Raw genomic sequence first — 17,779 nt, 5'->3', positions numbered from 1 at the left:
CAGCTACTGTGCAAACTTAAATCATTAAATTATTATTTAACCCCGCGCATACCTTTGACGATTTTTGGTACAAAGGCAAGGATGATTAGGCTGACTACAATCGCAATTACTCCTAGGAATAGGAAATAATTTTTATAGCCAAGTGGTTCGATAAGTTTTACTAAGGTACCGTTAATGGCTTGAGCACAGGCGTTTGTTAGTAACCATAAGCTCATCATTTGTGTGTTAAAGGCTTTAGGTGCAAGTTTTACTGCTGCACTATTACCAGTAGGTGATAAACATAATTCACCAATTACACAAATAACATATGACAAGATAATCCAGTTTACACTTATCATTGCACCACCGGATGAAATGCCAATTAAGCCAATCATTATGTAAGAAGCCCCAGCTAAAAATGCACCTAAGACAAATTTCGTAGCTAAACTTGGCTGACGTCTTGCCATTTTAGCCCAGATAATTGAAAGTACTGGCGCAAGTAATACGATGAATAGAGGATTAATAGATTGGAACCAGGTTGGTCCAAAATCTGTTGTCCATCCAAATATATTTAAAGACATATCACTACTTTCAAGCGCGAAAATGTTGAGCACATTTGCACCTTGTTCTTGAATTGACCAGAAAACCACACCTAAAATAAATAGGGGGATGAAGGAAATGACACGTGAACGTTCATCAGATGTAACTTCTTTACTGCGAATCATAATTGTAAAGTAAATGATAGGTAACGCGACCCCAAGTATCAATACAGTGGTACTTACAATGTTAAATGAAAGTGTTCCAGTTAATCCAGTGATGATTAATACGGCTGCAATAACTATGGCTGAAGCTGCGAATATTAGACCGTATTTCTTTTTCTCACTTTGATTTAAAGGATTCGTAGGCTTCGTTCCTACATCGCCAATGTTTTTCTTATTGAAGATCATATACCAAACTAAACCTAGTGCCATACCCACTGCTGCAATTAAAAAGCCAGCATGGAAATCGCCTGATTTAACAAATTGATCTAATATTAATGGTGAAAGTAGCCCACCTAAATTTACAGACATATAGAAAATAACGAATCCAGCATCCATACGTGTATCATTCTCAGGATATAGTCTACCTACAATATTAGAAATACTTGGTTTCATTAATCCTGAACCCACGATAATAAAGAACATGGAGATGAATAAACCGACGATATCTAACGGTAAACTTAAGAATATATGTCCAATGATGATCAATACGCCACCGTAAAATGTGGCTGAACGCGTACCAGTGATTCTATCAGATATCCAACCACCAAGTACTGAAGTCATATAGATTAGAGCACCATAAACAGCCATGACTGATTGTGCAGTACCCTTGTCCATGCCGAGTCCACCATCTTTGATTGCGAAATACATATAAAAGATAAGTAACGCGCGCATCCCGTAATAACTAAATCTCTCCCAAAATTCAACGAAAAATAAAACCCCTAGACCTTTAGGGTGACCAAAGAATCCTTTTTGTGGAATGGATTGGATGGCTTGGTCTTGGGTTTTGTCCTGATTTTGCATAAAAATTCCCGTCCTTTCTTGCTCCCAATAAAAAAATGTATAAAATAGATTTTACTCCTAATAAAACTAAATTTCAATAATATTCTCACAATAACAATATTCGGAAAATTCTGTTAATATTTTAAAGTTATTTTATTTGATTTTAATTTTAAAGCATTAACATTTAGTAAAATTAGTCTTTGTTGATAATGTACACAAAAAAGTAGTGGCACAATGAAGTGACACTACTTTTTTAAATCGTATTTAGTTTTGATTGTTTAGTAAACGCCTTTCATAGCACGTCTTACTTTTGGTGAAATCATAAGTAATAGAATACCAATGATTACAGCGATAAGACCTGAGTACATAAAGTAGTCACTTTGATTCATCTTTGTATAGACAACAACAAGTTGAGCGTTAAGCCCTTGTGCAGTTGCATTACTTAGCATCCATAGGCTCATCATACGTGCAGTGAACGTTAGTGGTGCTAATTTAGTAGTTGTAGATAAACAAACCTACTGGTGAGATACAAAGTTCACCAATCGTAATCAATAAGAAACTTAGTACAAGCCATAATGGATTGATTAACGCGTTGCCTGTAGCTAATGGAATAATCATAATTAAATAGGAGAAGCCCGCGATAATCGTGCCGATAGCAAATTTATGTACGGTAGGCGGGTTGTACTTTCCTAATTTCATCCAAAGTGTTGCGAAAATTGGCGCCAAGAGCACAATGAAAATTGGATTTAATGACTGCGCCCATGCTGCAGGTATTGAAAAATCAATTAAACCATTTGTTAATTCTGACATTTCTAATTGTGTTTTTTTATCTGCAAATGTTGCAAGTATCGTTGAACCTTGTTCTTGAATCATCCAGAAAGCCACGGAAGTAATATATAAAGGTACATAACTATAAACACGTGAACGTTCATCTTTTGTTATATTCTTACTTAATATCATATTAAGGAATATGTATACCGGTAATACAATACCTAACAGTGTAATTAAGAAACTAAAGTTACCTAATGTTAAGGCATTATTTAAATGTAGAATCCATAAATATATTAAGAATAATACGATAACGCCAACAGTAATAAGTACGAATTTTTTGATTTCTGGTCTTGTTAACGGTATTGGCACATTGCGACCAGCTAACCCTAAATTCTTTTTACGTTTGAGTGCAAAAACGATTAGACCAAAAAACATTCCAATTGCTGCTGCTAAAAAACCAGCGTGGAAACCAATTCTAGTTTGCAATTGCCCAGTAATTAAAGGTGAAAGCAAAGCCCCTAAATTAATCCCCATGTAAAATAACGTAAATGCTGCATCACGTCTTGGATCATTGCGTTCGTATAATTCACCAACGGTAGTAGAGATATTTGGTTTTAATAACCCTGTACCTGCGATAATTAGAAGTAAAGCTATCATTGCTGCTGTTAAATTACCCGGAATGGATAATAGGATATGTCCAAACATGATGAGGAACCCACCATAGAAGACGGCATCTTGCGTTCCAGTAATCCGATCTGCAATCCACCCTCCGATAAGACCAGACATATAAATTAAAGTTCCGTAAATAGCAACAATTTGCATAGCGACTGCTTGGCTAAGCCCGAAGCCACCGTCAGCAACACTATAATATAGATAGAAAATTAATATGGCTTTCATACCATAGTAACTGAATCTCTCCCAAAACTCAGTCAAGAATAGTGTGCTTAGTCCTTTTGGATGTCCGAAGAAACCTTTGTTTGGAATGCTTTTCATGATTTCTTCGTGATTATGATTAACTTTTTTCATAATTTCCCTCCCTTAAATGGTTGGATTTATTCTATACTGTTTTCATAAAAAAAACAAGTGTGTCCCTGAATTATTCAAATGTAAGTAAATTTTACACTATACATTTAAAAATTATAAAAATAGGGTGAGAATATCATATTAGAGTTTAGTAATTTATCCCCGTGAAAGCATACAAAAAACCATCGGCTAAATCATGTGACTTAGTCGATGGTTTAATGATGGTAGACATATATTAATATCCCAAAATTTCAATCCTTGTAGGTGAGGAGTAGAAAAAAATAGTAATTTATTATCTATTATCTATTTTTTCTGGATAAAGGTCATGATTCATTAAACGATGTTCTGCCATTTTTTCATACTTAGAATCAGGACGGCCATAGTTTGTATATGGATCTATTGAAATACCACCACGCGGCGTGAATTTGCCCCAAACTTCAATATAATCTGGATCCATTAAATCAATTAGATCATTCATTATAATGTTCATACAGTCTTCGTGGAAGTCACCATGGTTTCTAAAACTAAATAAATAAAGCTTTAACGATTTAGATTCTACCATTTTAATATTAGGAATATAAGAAATATAAATCGTTGCGAAATCAGGTTGGCCTGTAATAGGGCATAATGATGTGAATTCTGGACAATTGAATTTCACAAAATAATCGCGTCCAGGGTGTTTGTTATCAAATGATTCTAAAACATCAGGTCTATAATCAAAATCATATTTATTGTTTTGATTACCTAATAATGTAATATCTTCTAATTCTTCTTTATTGCGTCCTTCAGTCATTGCATATCGCTCCTTTAGCGTTTAGGTTTTTGTTCTTCTTTTTGAATTGTAAGTGGTTGTCGACGTGCTTTTTCAAACATATAGTAACTGGCACCTATAATAATAATATAGCCTAAGATAGCGAATGAATCTGGTGTTTCGCCGAATAATATAAAACCAAATACTGCGGTAAATATAATAGATGCATACGTGAATATTGAAATATCTTTAGCTGGTGCGTAACTATAAGCCAGTGTTATACCAATTTGTCCTGCAGCAGCTGCTAATCCTGCACCGATTAAATAAACAACTTGCATCGTAGACATGGGTTCAAATGTAAACACAGTAAAAGGTATCAATACTATAATGGAAAAGAATGAAAAATAAAATACAATAGTGTAAGGTGCTTCACGTGTACTCAATGCTCTGACACACGTATAAGCACTTGCTGCAAAAATACCAGAGAATAACCCGCCCAATGCAGGAATCATAGTGGAGGAGAATTCTGGTTTAACAACAAACAACATACCAAAAATGGCTACAATCATAGCTACAAATTGATAATTACGTACTTTCTCATTTAAGAAGATAATACTTAGTAGTATCGTCCAAAATGGATTGAGCTTCATTAATGTATCTGCATCACTTAAAAGCATGTGATCGATAGCGTAGATATTAAGTAACACACCAATCAATCCCAACGTTGAACGAGAAATCAATAAAGGTTGACTACTTAATTTGCCAAATAAGGGCTGTTTATACTTTAAAATAAAATATAATGGTATAAACATTGCTACTAAATTTCGAGCGAGAGACTTTTGAAATACAGGCAAGTCACCGGCTAATCGGAAGAAGACAGTCATAAAACTAAAGCCAACTGCTGAAACTAAGATAGCAATGATACCTTTAACTTTAGGATTCACATGTATCGCCTCAATTTTTAATTTTTAACGTATTCATATTAGCATATATGCTCTGAAGATGTATATATGGTTGAAAATCGAAGAGAAATATATTAAGATATAAATACGAACAAACGTTCTATTATTTAGGGTGAATCTTTTACTTATAAGAATAGAATATATGATATTGACACATTGTATTTCACACAATGTATAAAATGATTTTGTGTAAAAGACGACACATCAAGCATTGCAAGATTTTTATGAAAAGCAAATAATAAAACCTTAAAATCACAAAAAAATAATTTTTGATTCATGAATATCACTTTAAGGTTGAATTGGTGCCATTTCTATTGATTATTCAACATTTTGTCGTAAATAAAAGCCTTTTAATAATCTTCTGAGTTATGTATAATGAAACACATAATATAGTATTGATGACCAGGACGAAACACAATATATAGTGTTTTATTACGTGGTCAATTTATTTATAATAAATCAAAATTTATGTAAAATCACACTGTTTTAGGCTCTTAAACATGACAAATCAAGCATTAATACTTAATTATTGAGTTTTTACATAACTACATATAGATATAGAAATTACTATATATTGTGGTTAGTTCGAGAAACTAAGTTATTTTGATTTTTCAAAGTGTCTTTAAGCATTTAAATATAATACATGATTTTATCATAATAAGATAAATATATTTTAGAAAGTAGGTGATCCGATGAAGGTTGTATATTTTTCATTTTCTGGCAATGTGCGTAGATTCATAAAGCGAACTGAACTTACCAACGTAATGGAAATCACACAAAATAATTGTTCTGAAAGAATGGATGAGCCTTTCATATTGGTCACTGGAACAATAGGGTTTGGCGAAGTACCGCCACCTGTTCAGTCATTTTTAGATATTAATCACGACTTATTACAAGCTGTTGCAGCTAGCGGAAACCGAAACTGGGGACAAAATTTTGCAAAAGCTGGACGATCTATTTCGGAACGGTATCAAGTTCCATTATTAATGAAGTTTGAATTACATGGCACAACGAACGATATAAGCGAATTTAAAGATAAGGTGGGGCATTTCAATGAAGATTATGGACGAGAAGAAATACAATCATATTGAATTAAATAACGAAGTTACCAAGCGCAAAGAAAATGGTTTTTTTGATTTAGAAAAAGATCAAGAGGCATTAGCAGTCTATCTAGAAGAGATACAGGATAAGACAATTTATTTTGATACTGAACTTGAACGTCTTCACTATCTCGTTGATAATGATTTCTATTTTGATGTATTTGCTAAATATTCAGTGGCAGAATTAGAAGAAATCACTGATTATGCTAAAAGCATTCCATTCAATTTTGCGAGCTACATGTCTGCAAGTAAGTTTTATAAAGATTATGCATTGAAAACGAATGATAAAAGTCAATATTTAGAAGACTACAAGCAACACGTTGCAATTGTTGCATTATATTTAGCAAATGGACATAAAGCTACAGCTAAACAGTTTATTTCTGCAATGGTTGAACAACGTTATCAACCTGCAACACCAACATTCTTAAACGCTGGACGCGCACGCCGCGGAGAACTTGTATCTTGTTTCTTACTTGAGGCAGATGACAGTTTAAATTCTATCAACTTCATTGATTCCACAGCGAAACAATTAAGTAAAATTGGTGGCGGTGTTGCGATTAACTTGTCTAAATTACGTGCGCGTGGTGAAGCAATCAAAGGTATTAAAGGTGTAGCAAAAGGTGTACTACCTGTTGCAAAATCACTTGAAGGTGGCTTTAGTTACGCAGATCAACTAGGACAACGCCCAGGTGCTGGCGCAGTATATTTAAATATCTTCCACTATGATGTTGAAGAGTTTTTAGATACGAAAAAAGTAAACGCTGATGAAGATTTACGTTTATCTACAATATCAACAGGTTTAATCGTGCCGTCTAAATTCTTTGATTTAGCAAAAGAAGGTAAAGATTTCCATATGTTTGCACCACATACTATTTATAAAGAGTATGGTGTGACATTAGATGATATTGATCTTGATGCATATTACGATGAACTTGTCGCAAATCCAAATATTGATAAAAAGACAAAAGATGCACGTGACATGTTAAACACAATTGCTCAGACACAATTACAATCTGGTTATCCTTATTTAATGTTTAAAGATAATGCTAATAAAGTTCATGCAAACTCAAACATTGGCCAAATTAAAATGAGTAACTTATGTACTGAAATTTTCCAATTACAAGAAACTTCAATTATTAACGATTATGGCACAGAAGATGAAATTAACCGTGACATCTCTTGTAACTTAGGTTCGTTAAATATCGTTAACGTAATGGAATCAGGTAAATTCAAGAATTCAGTACACACGGGTATGGATGCATTGACTGTAGTAAGTGATGAAGCAGACATTCAAAACGCACCAGGTGTAAGAAAAGCAAATAGTGAGTTACATTCAGTTGGTTTAGGTGTAATGAACTTACATGGTTATTTAGCGAAAAATAAAATTGGCTATGAGTCTGAAGAAGCAAAAGACTTTGCTAATATCTTCTTTATGATGATGAACTATTATTCCATTGAACGCTCAATGGAAATTGCTAAAGAAAGACAAGAAACTTATAAAGACTTTGATAAATCAGATTATGCCAATGGTAAATATTTTGAATTCTATACTTCACAAACATTCGAAGCGAAATTTGAAAAAGTACGCAAATTATTTGATGGTTTAGAGATACCATCTCCAGAAGATTGGAAAGCATTGCAAAAAGAAGTTGAAGCAAATGGTTTATTCCATGCATATCGTTTAGCAATTGCGCCAACACAAAGTATTTCTTATGTACAAAATGCGACAAGCTCTGTTATGCCAATCGTCGATCAAATTGAACGTCGTACTTATGGTAATGCTGAAACATTTTATCCTATGCCTTTCTTATCACCAGAAACAATGTGGTACTATAAATCAGCATTTAATACAGATCAAATGAAATTAATCGATTTAATCTCAACGATTCAAACACATGTGGACCAAGGTATTTCTACCATTCTTTATGTTAATTCAGAAATATCAACGCGTGAACTGTCTCGACTATATGTTTACGCACATCACAAAGGATTAAAATCGTTATATTATACTAGAAATAAATTGTTAAGCGTTGAAGAATGTACAAGTTGTTCGATATAGAATTTTAAGTAACGGATAAGCAATGTGGTTTTTTACAAACAGCCTAGTCTTTTATATAGATTAGGCTGTAAATCACTGCTTAATTAAATTTTTACTGGATAGGGGAATTTATCTAAATGAAAGCAGTCAATTGGAATACGCAAGAAGACATGACAAATATGTTTTGGCGACAAAATATTTCACAAATGTGGGTAGAAACAGAGTTTAAAGTATCAAAAGATATTGCAAGTTGGAAGACTTTATCTGACGCAGAAAAGAACGCCTTCAAAAAAGCTTTAGCAGGTTTAACAGGATTGGATACACATCAAGCAGATGACGGTATGCCACTTATCATGTTACACACAACGGATTTACGTAAAAAAGCGGTCTATTCATTTATGGGTATGATGGAACAAGTCCATGCTAAAAGTTATTCGCATATCTTTACAACGTTACTACCTTCCAGTGAAACGAACTATTTATTAGATAAATGGGTTTTAGAAGAACCACATTTAAAATACAAATCAGATAAAATTGTAAATAACTATCACAAACTTTGGGGTAAAGATGCGTCTGTATATGATCAATATATGGCACGTGTATCAAGTGTATTTTTAGAAACATTCTTATTCTATTCTGGTTTCTATTATCCACTTTACCTTGCAGGACAAGGAAGAATGACAACATCGGGTGAGATTATACGTAAAATCCTATTAGATGAATCTATCCACGGTGTATTTACAGGTATGGATGCACAAAGTATGCGTAATGAACTGTCAGAAAGTGAAAAACAACAAGCAGATCAGGACATGTATAAGTTGTTAGATGACTTGTATAAAAACGAAGTAGCGTACACACATTCACTATATGATGAAGTAGGAATAGCAGAAGATGTACTAAATTATGTTAGATATAATGGTAATAAAGCATTAGCTAACTTAGGCTTTGATTCATACTTTGAAGAAAAAGAATTTAACCCAATTATTGAAAATGCGTTAGATACTTCAACGAAAAACCATGACTTTTTCTCAGTTAAAGGTGACGGTTATACGTTAGCGTTGAATGTTGAAGCATTAAAAGATGAAGACTTTGTATTTGAAGATTAAAATAAAATTGTTGCAGTTATGTAATTTGGTTAAGTCTGTTTAAGACTGCCCAGATAACATGACGCTACAAGAAAATACTAGGAACAATGCTTCCTATTTTAAGAGCTGCTAGATTTTCCGAAAGGAGAATTTGGTGGCTTTTTATTTGGTGAAAATAATTTGGAAGGTCATTTTTTTACATAATTTACGAATACTTTTACTAAAATGGCCTATTGCTATTGAATTTACCGCCAAAAATGTTAAAATTTTAATATAACTATTGATAATGATTATCAAAACCAATAGTGTTTATGAATTTATTGTACATCGAAAGGATTAGGTTACCTCATTATGAAATTCTTACTTAATGGTATTGTCCTATTTATCATTTTATTATTATTAACTATCCTTTCTCTATTTATTGGTGTCAGTAATGTTTCAATTACAGACATATTCCACTTATCTAAAGAGCAAATAAACATAATTGTATCTAGTAGGATTCCGAGAACGGTAAGTATATTAATTTCTGGAAGCACGTTGGCACTTGCGGGATTGATTATGCAACAAATGATGCAAAATAAATTTGTTAGTCCAACAACTGCAGGAACGATGGAGTGGGCTAAGTTAGGTATTTTATTATCGCTGATCCTATTTCCAGAAGCAAATATTATTATTAAATTAGTATTTGCGGTCACGCTAAGCATTGGTGGCACCTTCCTGTTTGTGAAATTAGTTCAATTTATTCGATTTACTGATGTCATTTTTATTCCACTCTTAGGGATTATGCTCGGTGGTATCGTTTCTAGTTTCGCTACATTTATTGCCTTAAGAACGAATGCGGTACAAAGTATCGGAAACTGGATGAATGGGAATTTTGCCATTATTACAAGCGGGAGATATGAAATATTATACTTAAGCATTCCTTTATTAATACTTACATATATATTTGCGAATCAATTTACGATTGCTGGGATGGGGAAAGATTTTAGTAATAATCTAGGTGTTAATTATGAAAGAATAATTAACGTCGGTTTATTTATTACTGCAACAATTACTGCATTAGTAGTTGTGACAGTTGGAACACTTCCATTTTTAGGTTTGATTGTTCCCAATATCGTTTCTATATTCAGAGGAGATCATTTAAAAAACGCATTGCCACATACAGCAATGTTAGGTGCTATTTTTGTAATGTTTTCAGATATAATCGGCAGAATTGTTGTGTATCCTTACGAAATCAATATTGGATTAACAATTGGTGTTTTTGGCACTGTTATTTTTATAATCTTGCTGATGAAAGGACGACATAACTATGCAAACTAGCCCTAAAACAAAACTATCTATTTTATTTGCAGTAACAGTGGTAGCTGCAGGTCTTTACCTTGTGATAGGTATTGATTTTGATATTTTCCAGTATCAATTTTCTAGCCGATTAAGAAAATTAATACTGATGATATTAGTCGGAGCCGCAATCGCAGCTTCAGTAGTGATATTCCAAGCGATTACAAGTAACCGGTTACTAACACCTTCAATTATGGGACTTGATTCTGTATACATGTTTGTGAAGGTTCTAATCGTGTTTGCATTTGGCGTACAGTCTGTATTTGTTACTAACTTGTATCTCAGTTTTGCTATTTCATTATTAGTAATGATTGTTTTTTCATTACTTTTATTTCAAGGTATCTTCAGAATTGGTGATGTTTCTGTTTATTTCATCCTACTCGTAGGGGTTATACTCGGGACCTTTTTCAGAAGTATTACTGGATTTTTAGAATTAATAATAAACCCAGAAGATTTCTTGGCTGTACAAAGCTCCATGTTTGCAAACTTTGACGCATCTAATACTAAATTAGTAACGCTCTGTGGTGTTATATTAGTTATTCTCATTTTGATTACGATGCGGGCTATACCATATTTAGATGTGCTTTTATTAGGAAAAGATCAAGCAATCAATTTAGGTATTTCATATAAAACGTTAACGAGATTATTGCTAATACTCGTTTCAGTGCTTGTATCTGTTTCAACAGCACTCGTTGGTCCGATTACATTTTTAGGATTATTAACTGTTAACTTAGCACATGAATTGATGAAGACATATGAACATAAATACATATTACCAGCAACTATTCTAATGAGTTGGCTAAGTCTATTCATAGCACAAGGTGTAGTAGAGAATTTATTCCAAGCAACGACGCAAGTAAGTATAATTATTGATTTAGTAGGTGGAAGTTACTTCATTTACTTATTAATAAAAGGAGACATGCGAATTGATACGAGTACAAGGGTTAATAAAAATATTCAAGATAAAGAAATTTTAAAAGATATTAATGTTGATATAAATAAAGGACGACTCACTTCTATGATTGGACCAAATGGCGCTGGGAAAAGTACATTGTTAGCCGCAATTACACGCCTAATGGACTTTGAAGATGGCTCTATAGAAATCGAAGGTAAATCAATTAGTGATTATAAAAGTAATGAAATAGCTAAAAGATTATCGATACTTAAACAATCTAATCATACCGAGCTCAATATTACGGTAGAGCAATTAGTCAATTTTGGACGATTTCCATATTCTAAAGGTCATCTCAAACAAGAAGATAAAGAACAAGTTGAATATGCGTTGGAATTGTTACATCTTAAAGAGATTAGAAATCGCTATATAAAAACACTATCTGGTGGGCAACGTCAACGTGCATATGTAGCCATGACAATTGCGCAAAATACAGATTATATCTTGTTAGATGAACCATTGAATAATCTTGATATGAAACATTCAGTTCAAATTATGCAAACATTACGACAACTCGCAAAAGATTTAAATAAAACTGTAATCGTTGTTATTCACGATATTAACTTCGCTTCTTGTTATTCAGACGATATTATCGCTTTAAAAGACGGTGAAGTTGTCAAAGCAAGTACAAAAGATGAGGTTATTCAAACAGATACATTAAAAGCTTTATATGACATGGATGTAAGAATTGAAGAAATCCGCGGTCAACGCATTTGTGTGTATTTCGATGAGCTCACAGCAACTCAAGATTTAGAGCTCGCATACTCAATGTAATTCCATTCGTAACATTTGAAGGTAGTGATGCAACTGTAACGTGGTTATACTTTTTAAGGGCATAAAAGGAATACATCATTAGGAAAATCAGGAGGCGTAAGAAACATGAAAAAATTATCTTTATTATTAGTTGTAGGTTTAATGTTTTTATTAGTAGCATGTAGTAATGGTGGATCAGAGGATAAAAAATCATCTGATGCAAAATCAGAAAGTGAAGGTTCAAATAAAACTGTAAAAGTTGAAAATAATTATAAGGCTAGTGGGGAAAAACGTGATGGCAGTGATGCTAAAACGGTTAAAGAAACAGTAGAAGTGCCTACAAACCCTGAAAAAGCAGTTGTTTTTGATTATGGTACATTAGATACATTGAAAGAATTAGGACTTGAAGATAAAGTTAAAGCACTTCCTAAAGGTGAAGGAGCTAAGTCACTACCTGATTTCTTAAGCGATTTTAAAGATGAAAAATACTTAAACACAGGAAGCCTAAAAGAAGTTAATTTCGACAAAGTTGCAGAAGCTAAACCAGATGTAATTTATATTTCTGGGCGTACAGCAAATCAAAAAAATCTAGATGAATTCAAAAAAGCAGCACCAGATGCAAAAGTTGTATATGTTGGCGCTGACGACAAAGACCAAGTGAATTCAATGAAGAAAAACACTGAAACATTAGGTAAAATTTACCAAAAAGAAGACGAAGCAAAATCACTTACTAAAAAATTAGATGATAAAATTGCTGGCATCAAAGAAAAAACAAAAGACTTAAAAGATGAAAAAGCATTATTCTTATTAGTTAACGAAGGTGAATTATCAACATACGGTGCTGGAGAACGATTCGGTGCAATGATTTTTGATACAATGGGCTTCACAGCTGCAGATGAAAATATTAAGAGTAGTAAACACGGTCAAAACGTAACGAATGAGTATATAGCAGAAAAAAATCCTAATATCATCTTTGCTATGGACCGTGGACAAGCAATTGCTGGTAAGTCAACAGCTGAACAAGCTTTAGGTAACGACGTTATCAAAAATGTAGATGCTATAAAAGAAAACAAAGTTTATGAATTAGATCCAAAACTTTGGTACTTCGCAAGTGGTTCTACAACTACATCAATTAAACAAATTGAAGAAGTAGAAAAAGCAATTGAAAAATAATATTTAAAAAGGATAATCGTGGGGGATACAATTCCTTTCAGAAAGTCGACAAAGCCATATGGCTTTGTCGACTTTTTATGTTTCAAGAAGATAGTTTGGGGTGGCTTGGAACTTTAGATTAAACATTTTCTTTGTTATGCTAAAAATGAATTGATTAAGTACGTGAAAATTCATTTTTAAAACTTGTATAATAAACTAAAGAAAAGGGTGAGTGAAGTGTATGATTTTAGATAATGTAAATCCAAGTGATTTATTTCCAACTGAGAAAAAGGGGCCAAGTGTATTAGGAACAATAGAATATTCAGTTCAAGGTTCTTCAGAATTTGAAGGTGCTTTTATTGCAACAAATGAACGTATTATTTTAAATGTTGATATGAATGGGGAATTTTATTACAGAAGTATTGCTTATAAAGAAGTAGAACAAATTAGTTACGATGGTGAAAAAATTGATTTTACTTTTAATATTGGACCAATGCCAATGAAGCAAATACAAAAAGGTGATGCAGAAGCCTTTGTACAATTTGTAAAAGAACAAATAAAATAGTATGAGAATTTTAAAATAAAGTACATAGTGCCAAGCCTTAAAGTTATTTTATATTTGTTTGCTTAGTTAAGCATGTACTTGAAAATCGGTATAAGTCTATTTTAAATATATAAAAAGGTACTAATCCATTAATTAACGGATTAGTACCTTTTTCAATTCATTATTAAGCATAACGCATGAAGTTTATATAGAAAAATAAAGATGGTAATGATATTTACAACGATTATTAAAGTGGCCATCACACTTAGGACAGGCTTCAATCATCATATATTCATTGATTGTCATTTCATGTCTACATACACCACATAAAATTGCTTTTTCATTAAATTCACTAGAATCCCATCTTTTTATAGCATGTGATTCATGTTCGTTATGACATTTATAGCATGGATAGTATTTACCGCAACACTTAAATTTAATTGCGATGATGTCTAATGGGGTTGGATAATGCGTGCAACGTGCTTCATTGTCTACAGTAGAACCATATATATTAACCATAATCAATTCTCCTAATTATCGTTTGGGTGTTCGCCAATAATTCTAACTTCTCGATGTAGTTCAACATCAAATTTCTCTTTTACTACTTTTTGAACGTGGTGGATTAGATCTTCATAGTCTGTTGCGCTTCCATTGTCTACGTTCACCATAAAGCCAGCATGTTTCTTAGACACTTCGACGCCACCAATACGATGACCTTGTAGTTCAGCATCTTGAATCAATTTACCGGCAAAGTGGCCAGGAGGACGTTGAAACACACTACCACATGATGGATATTCTAAAGGTTGCTTAGATTCTCTTCTTTCCGTTAAATCATCCATTTTTTCTTGGATAGCTTGTTTGTCACCAGGCATTAAAGTGAATGCTGCTTCGAGAACGACTAAATGTTCTTTTTGAACAATACTATTACGGTAATCTAACTCTAAATCTTTATTAGTTAATGTAATGAGTTCACCTTTATCATTTACACACAGCGCATAGTCAATGCAATCTTTGATTTCGCCGCCATATGCACCAGCATTCATAAAAACAGCGCCACCAATTGATCCTGGGATACCACAAGCAAACTCTAAGCCAGTTAGCGCATGGTCTCTAGCAGTACGAGATACATCGATAATCGCTGCACCACTGCCTGAAATAATAGCATCATCTGAAACGTCTATATAATCTAGTGAGAGTAAGCTAATTACAATGCCTCTAATACCGCCCTCACGAATAATAATGTTTGAGCCATTGCCTAAATAAGTGACCGGGATATCATTTGTATATGCATAGTGAACGATAGATTGGACATGTTCATTTTGGGTAGGTGATAAATAATAGTCTGCTTGACCACCAGTTTCAGTATATGTATAACGTTTTAATGGTTCGTCTATTTTAATAATTTCTTTTGGAACAATTGCTTCTAATTCTTTTAAGATGTCATCTTTATGCAAGTCTAGAACATCCTTTCCTGTTGAATTCATTTTGTTTATTATACCAATAATTACCCGTCTTTGCTAAATAGTAAAGCAATTTATTAAAGGTTTTATAGTTTTATTCAAATTTTATGCTGTTGATTAAATTAATAAGTCATCATAAATCATTTTAATAATGACTTGTGGTCTGTTTGTTCAATGAATTGTTGAAATAACATTAGTTTGTGTTTTTCATAATCACGAATGGTTACGTTATGACTTGCTAAACGCTGTTTTTTTATTATTAAAATGCATAGCAATCATACTGTTTGAAGCCAGTAAATCATCCATCTCTAAATAATCAGTGTAGAGTGGCGTGTCTTTTTGAATAATATGTAGTCGTGTGATTTGTTTTAACTCTATAAGATTGTTAAATTGAGCCATGACTATTTTTTCTTATATGGATGGTGTAATCGATATAAGCCTTCATAATTCAAACGCTTTTCGTCTAAAGAAGTCACGTTATGTAAATTATTTACCCCAACTAAAATATCTAATATAGGTTCAGTAGGATACATGAAGTGTCTTGTGCCTCCGATGTGATGTGTTGATTTGACAGGTTTATCTAATAAAAAGAATAAAACATTTTTGAGATAATTATATCGCTAGGTGAAATGATTGTTATTATCTTCAGTTATAAATAATAGTCTGCGTGAATACATATAGGTTGACCACTCCTTTAAATGTTATTATATAACTGTTAAACTGTAAATTCTGAAACAATATATCATATATCATTTTCAAGTTAAATAAGTTTCTGTATAATATGCAATGATAAGGAGTTCAGAAATGAAAAAAATACTGTACATTGTTTTATTAGTTTGTTTTTCTATTTCACTAGCTGCTTGTAACAACGAAGGAGAAAACGAATTCAAAGATTTTGATAGTTCGTTAAATGACGTGAAAAATAAAGAAAAAGAACTAAGAAATGCTATGGATGACATACAATTAAAACGTTTAGATAATTTGAGTAAGACAGATATGACAGATAAAAACAAGAAAGCATTTAATGATTTGCAAAATGAATTAAATAGCAAATTGATTCCTAAACTAGAAGAATACGAAACAGCAGCAAAAAATTTACCAACGGGTTCAAATGAAACAAAAGAGCTTAAATCTACTTATTTAGATTCAGTAAAAAAGAAAAAATCAGCAATCAATGAATTGAAAACGTTTATTGATTTATGTAATCAATCGATTAAAGCAAATGAAGATATCTTAGAATACACAAAACTATTTGAGAAAAACAGATCACAAGTAGAGGACAATATACAAAAAGCTAGTACAGTTGGTAATAGTACAGATGTTACTAATTTCAAAAATAAATTAGAACAAAACAATAAAGACTTAAAAAACACTGCAGAAGAAGAGGCTGATTCTACAGATTCAAATGAAATAAAAAAATCTATTAAAGAGCAAATTATGCCATTAATTACTAAGCAAATTAGAGACTTGAATAAAGCTGAAATAACAGATGCCTATGTCAATGACGCTCGAAAAAATGCTATTGAGATGTATTATAGCTTGCAAAATTATTATGAAACAAGAGAAGAAACTATCGAAATTAGTGAGCAATTAGCGAAAATAGATTACAATAAGTTACCCCAAAAAGGTGAAGAACTAGAACAGTATGAAACTACTTTTAATAAGAAATATCAGCAAGCTAATGATAACTACAATTAATAGATGTATAAGTTAAGTTATAAGAATTTGAATAAACTGTTAACAATAAAAAGAGAATTGTGTATAATTGGAAACAATGATATGAGAATATCGTGGAACTTTCACACTTGGTGAGACTTAGGGTGTGTTAAATATTTTTAGAGGTGAATAGAATGGCTATAAAGCTGAGTTCGATTGACCAGTTTAAGCAAATTATTAAAGAAAACAAATATGCATTTGTATTGAAGCATAGTGAAACATGTCCGATTTCAGCAAATGCAATGGACCAATTCAACAAATTTTTATATGAAAGAGATATGGATGGTTACTACTTAATCGTACAACAAGAGAGAGATTTATCTAATTATATAGAAGAACAAACAGATGTGAAACACGAATCGCCACAAGCATTTTATTTTGTTGAGGGACAAGCAATTTGGAATGCAAGTCATGATAAAATTAATGTTGCTTCTTTGGCAAACGCTGAAGAGTAAAACAAATTTAATTACATTTAGAAACGCTTGTTAATCTTTTATCAACACTAAGAGATTAGCAAGCGTTTCTTTTAATGTGAAAAATTTCCTAATGGCATGTATAATAAATAAGTGAATGAGAAATATAGACTGCTATTTGGTAGTGAACGAATTTATAGA

General features: G+C 32.4%; 14 protein-coding genes and 3 pseudogenes. 10 read left to right on the top strand and 7 right to left on the bottom strand.

Features of this window, described 5'->3' with window-relative positions:
* Positions 1-32: 32 nt before the first annotated feature.
* The 4 genes and pseudogenes from AOB58_RS05980 to AOB58_RS05965 all read right to left on the bottom strand — a co-directional run bounded on the left by AOB58_RS05980 (position 33) and on the right by AOB58_RS05965 (position 5,009).
* Positions 33-1,541 (bottom strand): peptide MFS transporter, encoded by a 1,509-nt coding sequence (locus tag AOB58_RS05980; RefSeq protein ID WP_064783082.1) that lies wholly within the window; start codon positions 1,539-1,541, stop codon positions 33-35.
* A 257-nt stretch (positions 1,542-1,798) separates the two neighbouring features.
* Positions 1,799-3,317 (bottom strand): annotated as a pseudogene (locus AOB58_RS05975) (peptide MFS transporter).
* A 289-nt stretch (positions 3,318-3,606) separates the two neighbouring features.
* The gene (gene queF, locus AOB58_RS05970) at positions 3,607-4,107 is read right to left on the bottom strand and encodes a preQ(1) synthase (protein WP_064783081.1); all 501 of its coding nucleotides are present in this window, start codon (positions 4,105-4,107) and stop codon (positions 3,607-3,609) included.
* 14 nt (positions 4,108-4,121) lie between these two features.
* The gene (locus tag AOB58_RS05965; protein ID WP_021339440.1) at positions 4,122-5,009 is read right to left on the bottom strand and encodes a DMT family transporter; all 888 of its coding nucleotides are present in this window, start codon (positions 5,007-5,009) and stop codon (positions 4,122-4,124) included.
* Between the two features lie 710 nt (positions 5,010-5,719).
* Here AOB58_RS05965 and nrdI point away from each other — a divergent pair.
* From nrdI to AOB58_RS05925, 8 genes and pseudogenes are all read left to right on the top strand, one after another.
* A complete protein-coding gene (gene nrdI / locus AOB58_RS05960; protein WP_002512096.1) occupies positions 5,720-6,118 on the top strand; it encodes a class Ib ribonucleoside-diphosphate reductase assembly flavoprotein NrdI in 399 nt (132 codons plus the stop codon).
* Positions 6,081-8,186 (top strand): class 1b ribonucleoside-diphosphate reductase subunit alpha, encoded by a 2,106-nt coding sequence (gene nrdE, locus AOB58_RS05955; RefSeq protein ID WP_064783080.1) that lies wholly within the window; start codon positions 6,081-6,083, stop codon positions 8,184-8,186. Before nrdI ends, nrdE begins: the two co-directional genes overlap by 38 nt.
* A 116-nt stretch (positions 8,187-8,302) precedes the next feature.
* The gene (nrdF, locus tag AOB58_RS05950; protein ID WP_002508300.1) at positions 8,303-9,271 is read left to right on the top strand and encodes a class 1b ribonucleoside-diphosphate reductase subunit beta; all 969 of its coding nucleotides are present in this window, start codon (positions 8,303-8,305) and stop codon (positions 9,269-9,271) included.
* Positions 9,272-9,601: 330 nt separating this feature from the next.
* Positions 9,602-10,570, top strand: a complete 969-nt coding sequence (locus AOB58_RS05945; RefSeq protein WP_021339443.1) for an ABC transporter permease — start codon at positions 9,602-9,604, stop codon at positions 10,568-10,570.
* Positions 10,560-11,501: pseudogene (locus AOB58_RS05940) on the top strand (iron chelate uptake ABC transporter family permease subunit); the annotation flags it as partial. The gene AOB58_RS05945 and the pseudogene AOB58_RS05940, both read left to right, overlap by 11 nt.
* Positions 11,502-11,507: 6 nt before the next feature.
* Positions 11,508-12,314, top strand: a complete 807-nt coding sequence (locus AOB58_RS05935; protein ID WP_082920399.1) for an iron ABC transporter ATP-binding protein — start codon at positions 11,508-11,510, stop codon at positions 12,312-12,314.
* Positions 12,315-12,419: 105 nt separating this feature from the next.
* Entirely contained in the window at positions 12,420-13,466 is a 1,047-nt protein-coding gene (locus AOB58_RS05930) for a ferrated catecholamine ABC transporter substrate-binding lipoprotein SstD (RefSeq protein ID WP_064783079.1), read from the top strand.
* A gap of 220 nt (positions 13,467-13,686) precedes the next feature.
* Positions 13,687-14,010, top strand: coding sequence for a PH domain-containing protein (locus tag AOB58_RS05925; protein ID WP_002508294.1), 324 nt, complete (start codon positions 13,687-13,689; stop codon positions 14,008-14,010).
* A gap of 183 nt (positions 14,011-14,193) precedes the next feature.
* Here AOB58_RS05925 and AOB58_RS05920 read toward each other — a convergent pair whose 3' ends face one another.
* From AOB58_RS05920 to AOB58_RS05910, 3 genes and pseudogenes are all read right to left on the bottom strand, one after another.
* Positions 14,194-14,508: a CHY zinc finger protein gene (locus tag AOB58_RS05920; RefSeq protein ID WP_002508293.1), complete on the bottom strand. Its 315-nt coding sequence runs from the start codon at positions 14,506-14,508 to the stop codon at positions 14,194-14,196.
* Between the two features lie 11 nt (positions 14,509-14,519).
* Positions 14,520-15,473, bottom strand: coding sequence for a UDP-N-acetylmuramate dehydrogenase (gene murB, locus AOB58_RS05915; protein WP_071562036.1), 954 nt, complete (start codon positions 15,471-15,473; stop codon positions 14,520-14,522).
* Between the two features lie 116 nt (positions 15,474-15,589).
* Positions 15,590-16,126 (bottom strand): annotated as a pseudogene (locus tag AOB58_RS05910) (GrpB family protein).
* 127 nt (positions 16,127-16,253) lie between these two features.
* On the opposite strand from AOB58_RS05910, the gene AOB58_RS05905 reads away from it, so the two are divergent.
* Both AOB58_RS05905 and ytxJ read left to right on the top strand, forming a co-directional pair.
* Positions 16,254-17,147: an EMYY motif lipoprotein gene (locus AOB58_RS05905; protein WP_064783077.1), complete on the top strand. Its 894-nt coding sequence runs from the start codon at positions 16,254-16,256 to the stop codon at positions 17,145-17,147.
* A 152-nt stretch (positions 17,148-17,299) separates the two neighbouring features.
* Positions 17,300-17,620 carry a bacillithiol system redox-active protein YtxJ gene (gene ytxJ, locus AOB58_RS05900; protein ID WP_002508289.1) on the top strand — a complete coding sequence of 107 codons (321 nt, stop codon included), beginning with the start codon at positions 17,300-17,302 and terminating at the stop codon, positions 17,618-17,620.
* The last annotated feature ends 159 nt before the right edge of the window (positions 17,621-17,779 follow it).

This window comes from Staphylococcus sp. AntiMn-1, assembly GCF_001663395.1.
In the GTDB taxonomy this organism is placed as follows: domain Bacteria; phylum Bacillota; class Bacilli; order Staphylococcales; family Staphylococcaceae; genus Staphylococcus; species Staphylococcus equorum.
The sequence above is the reverse complement of the archived record's forward strand: the minus strand, read 5'-3'. Positions and strand labels throughout refer to the sequence as shown.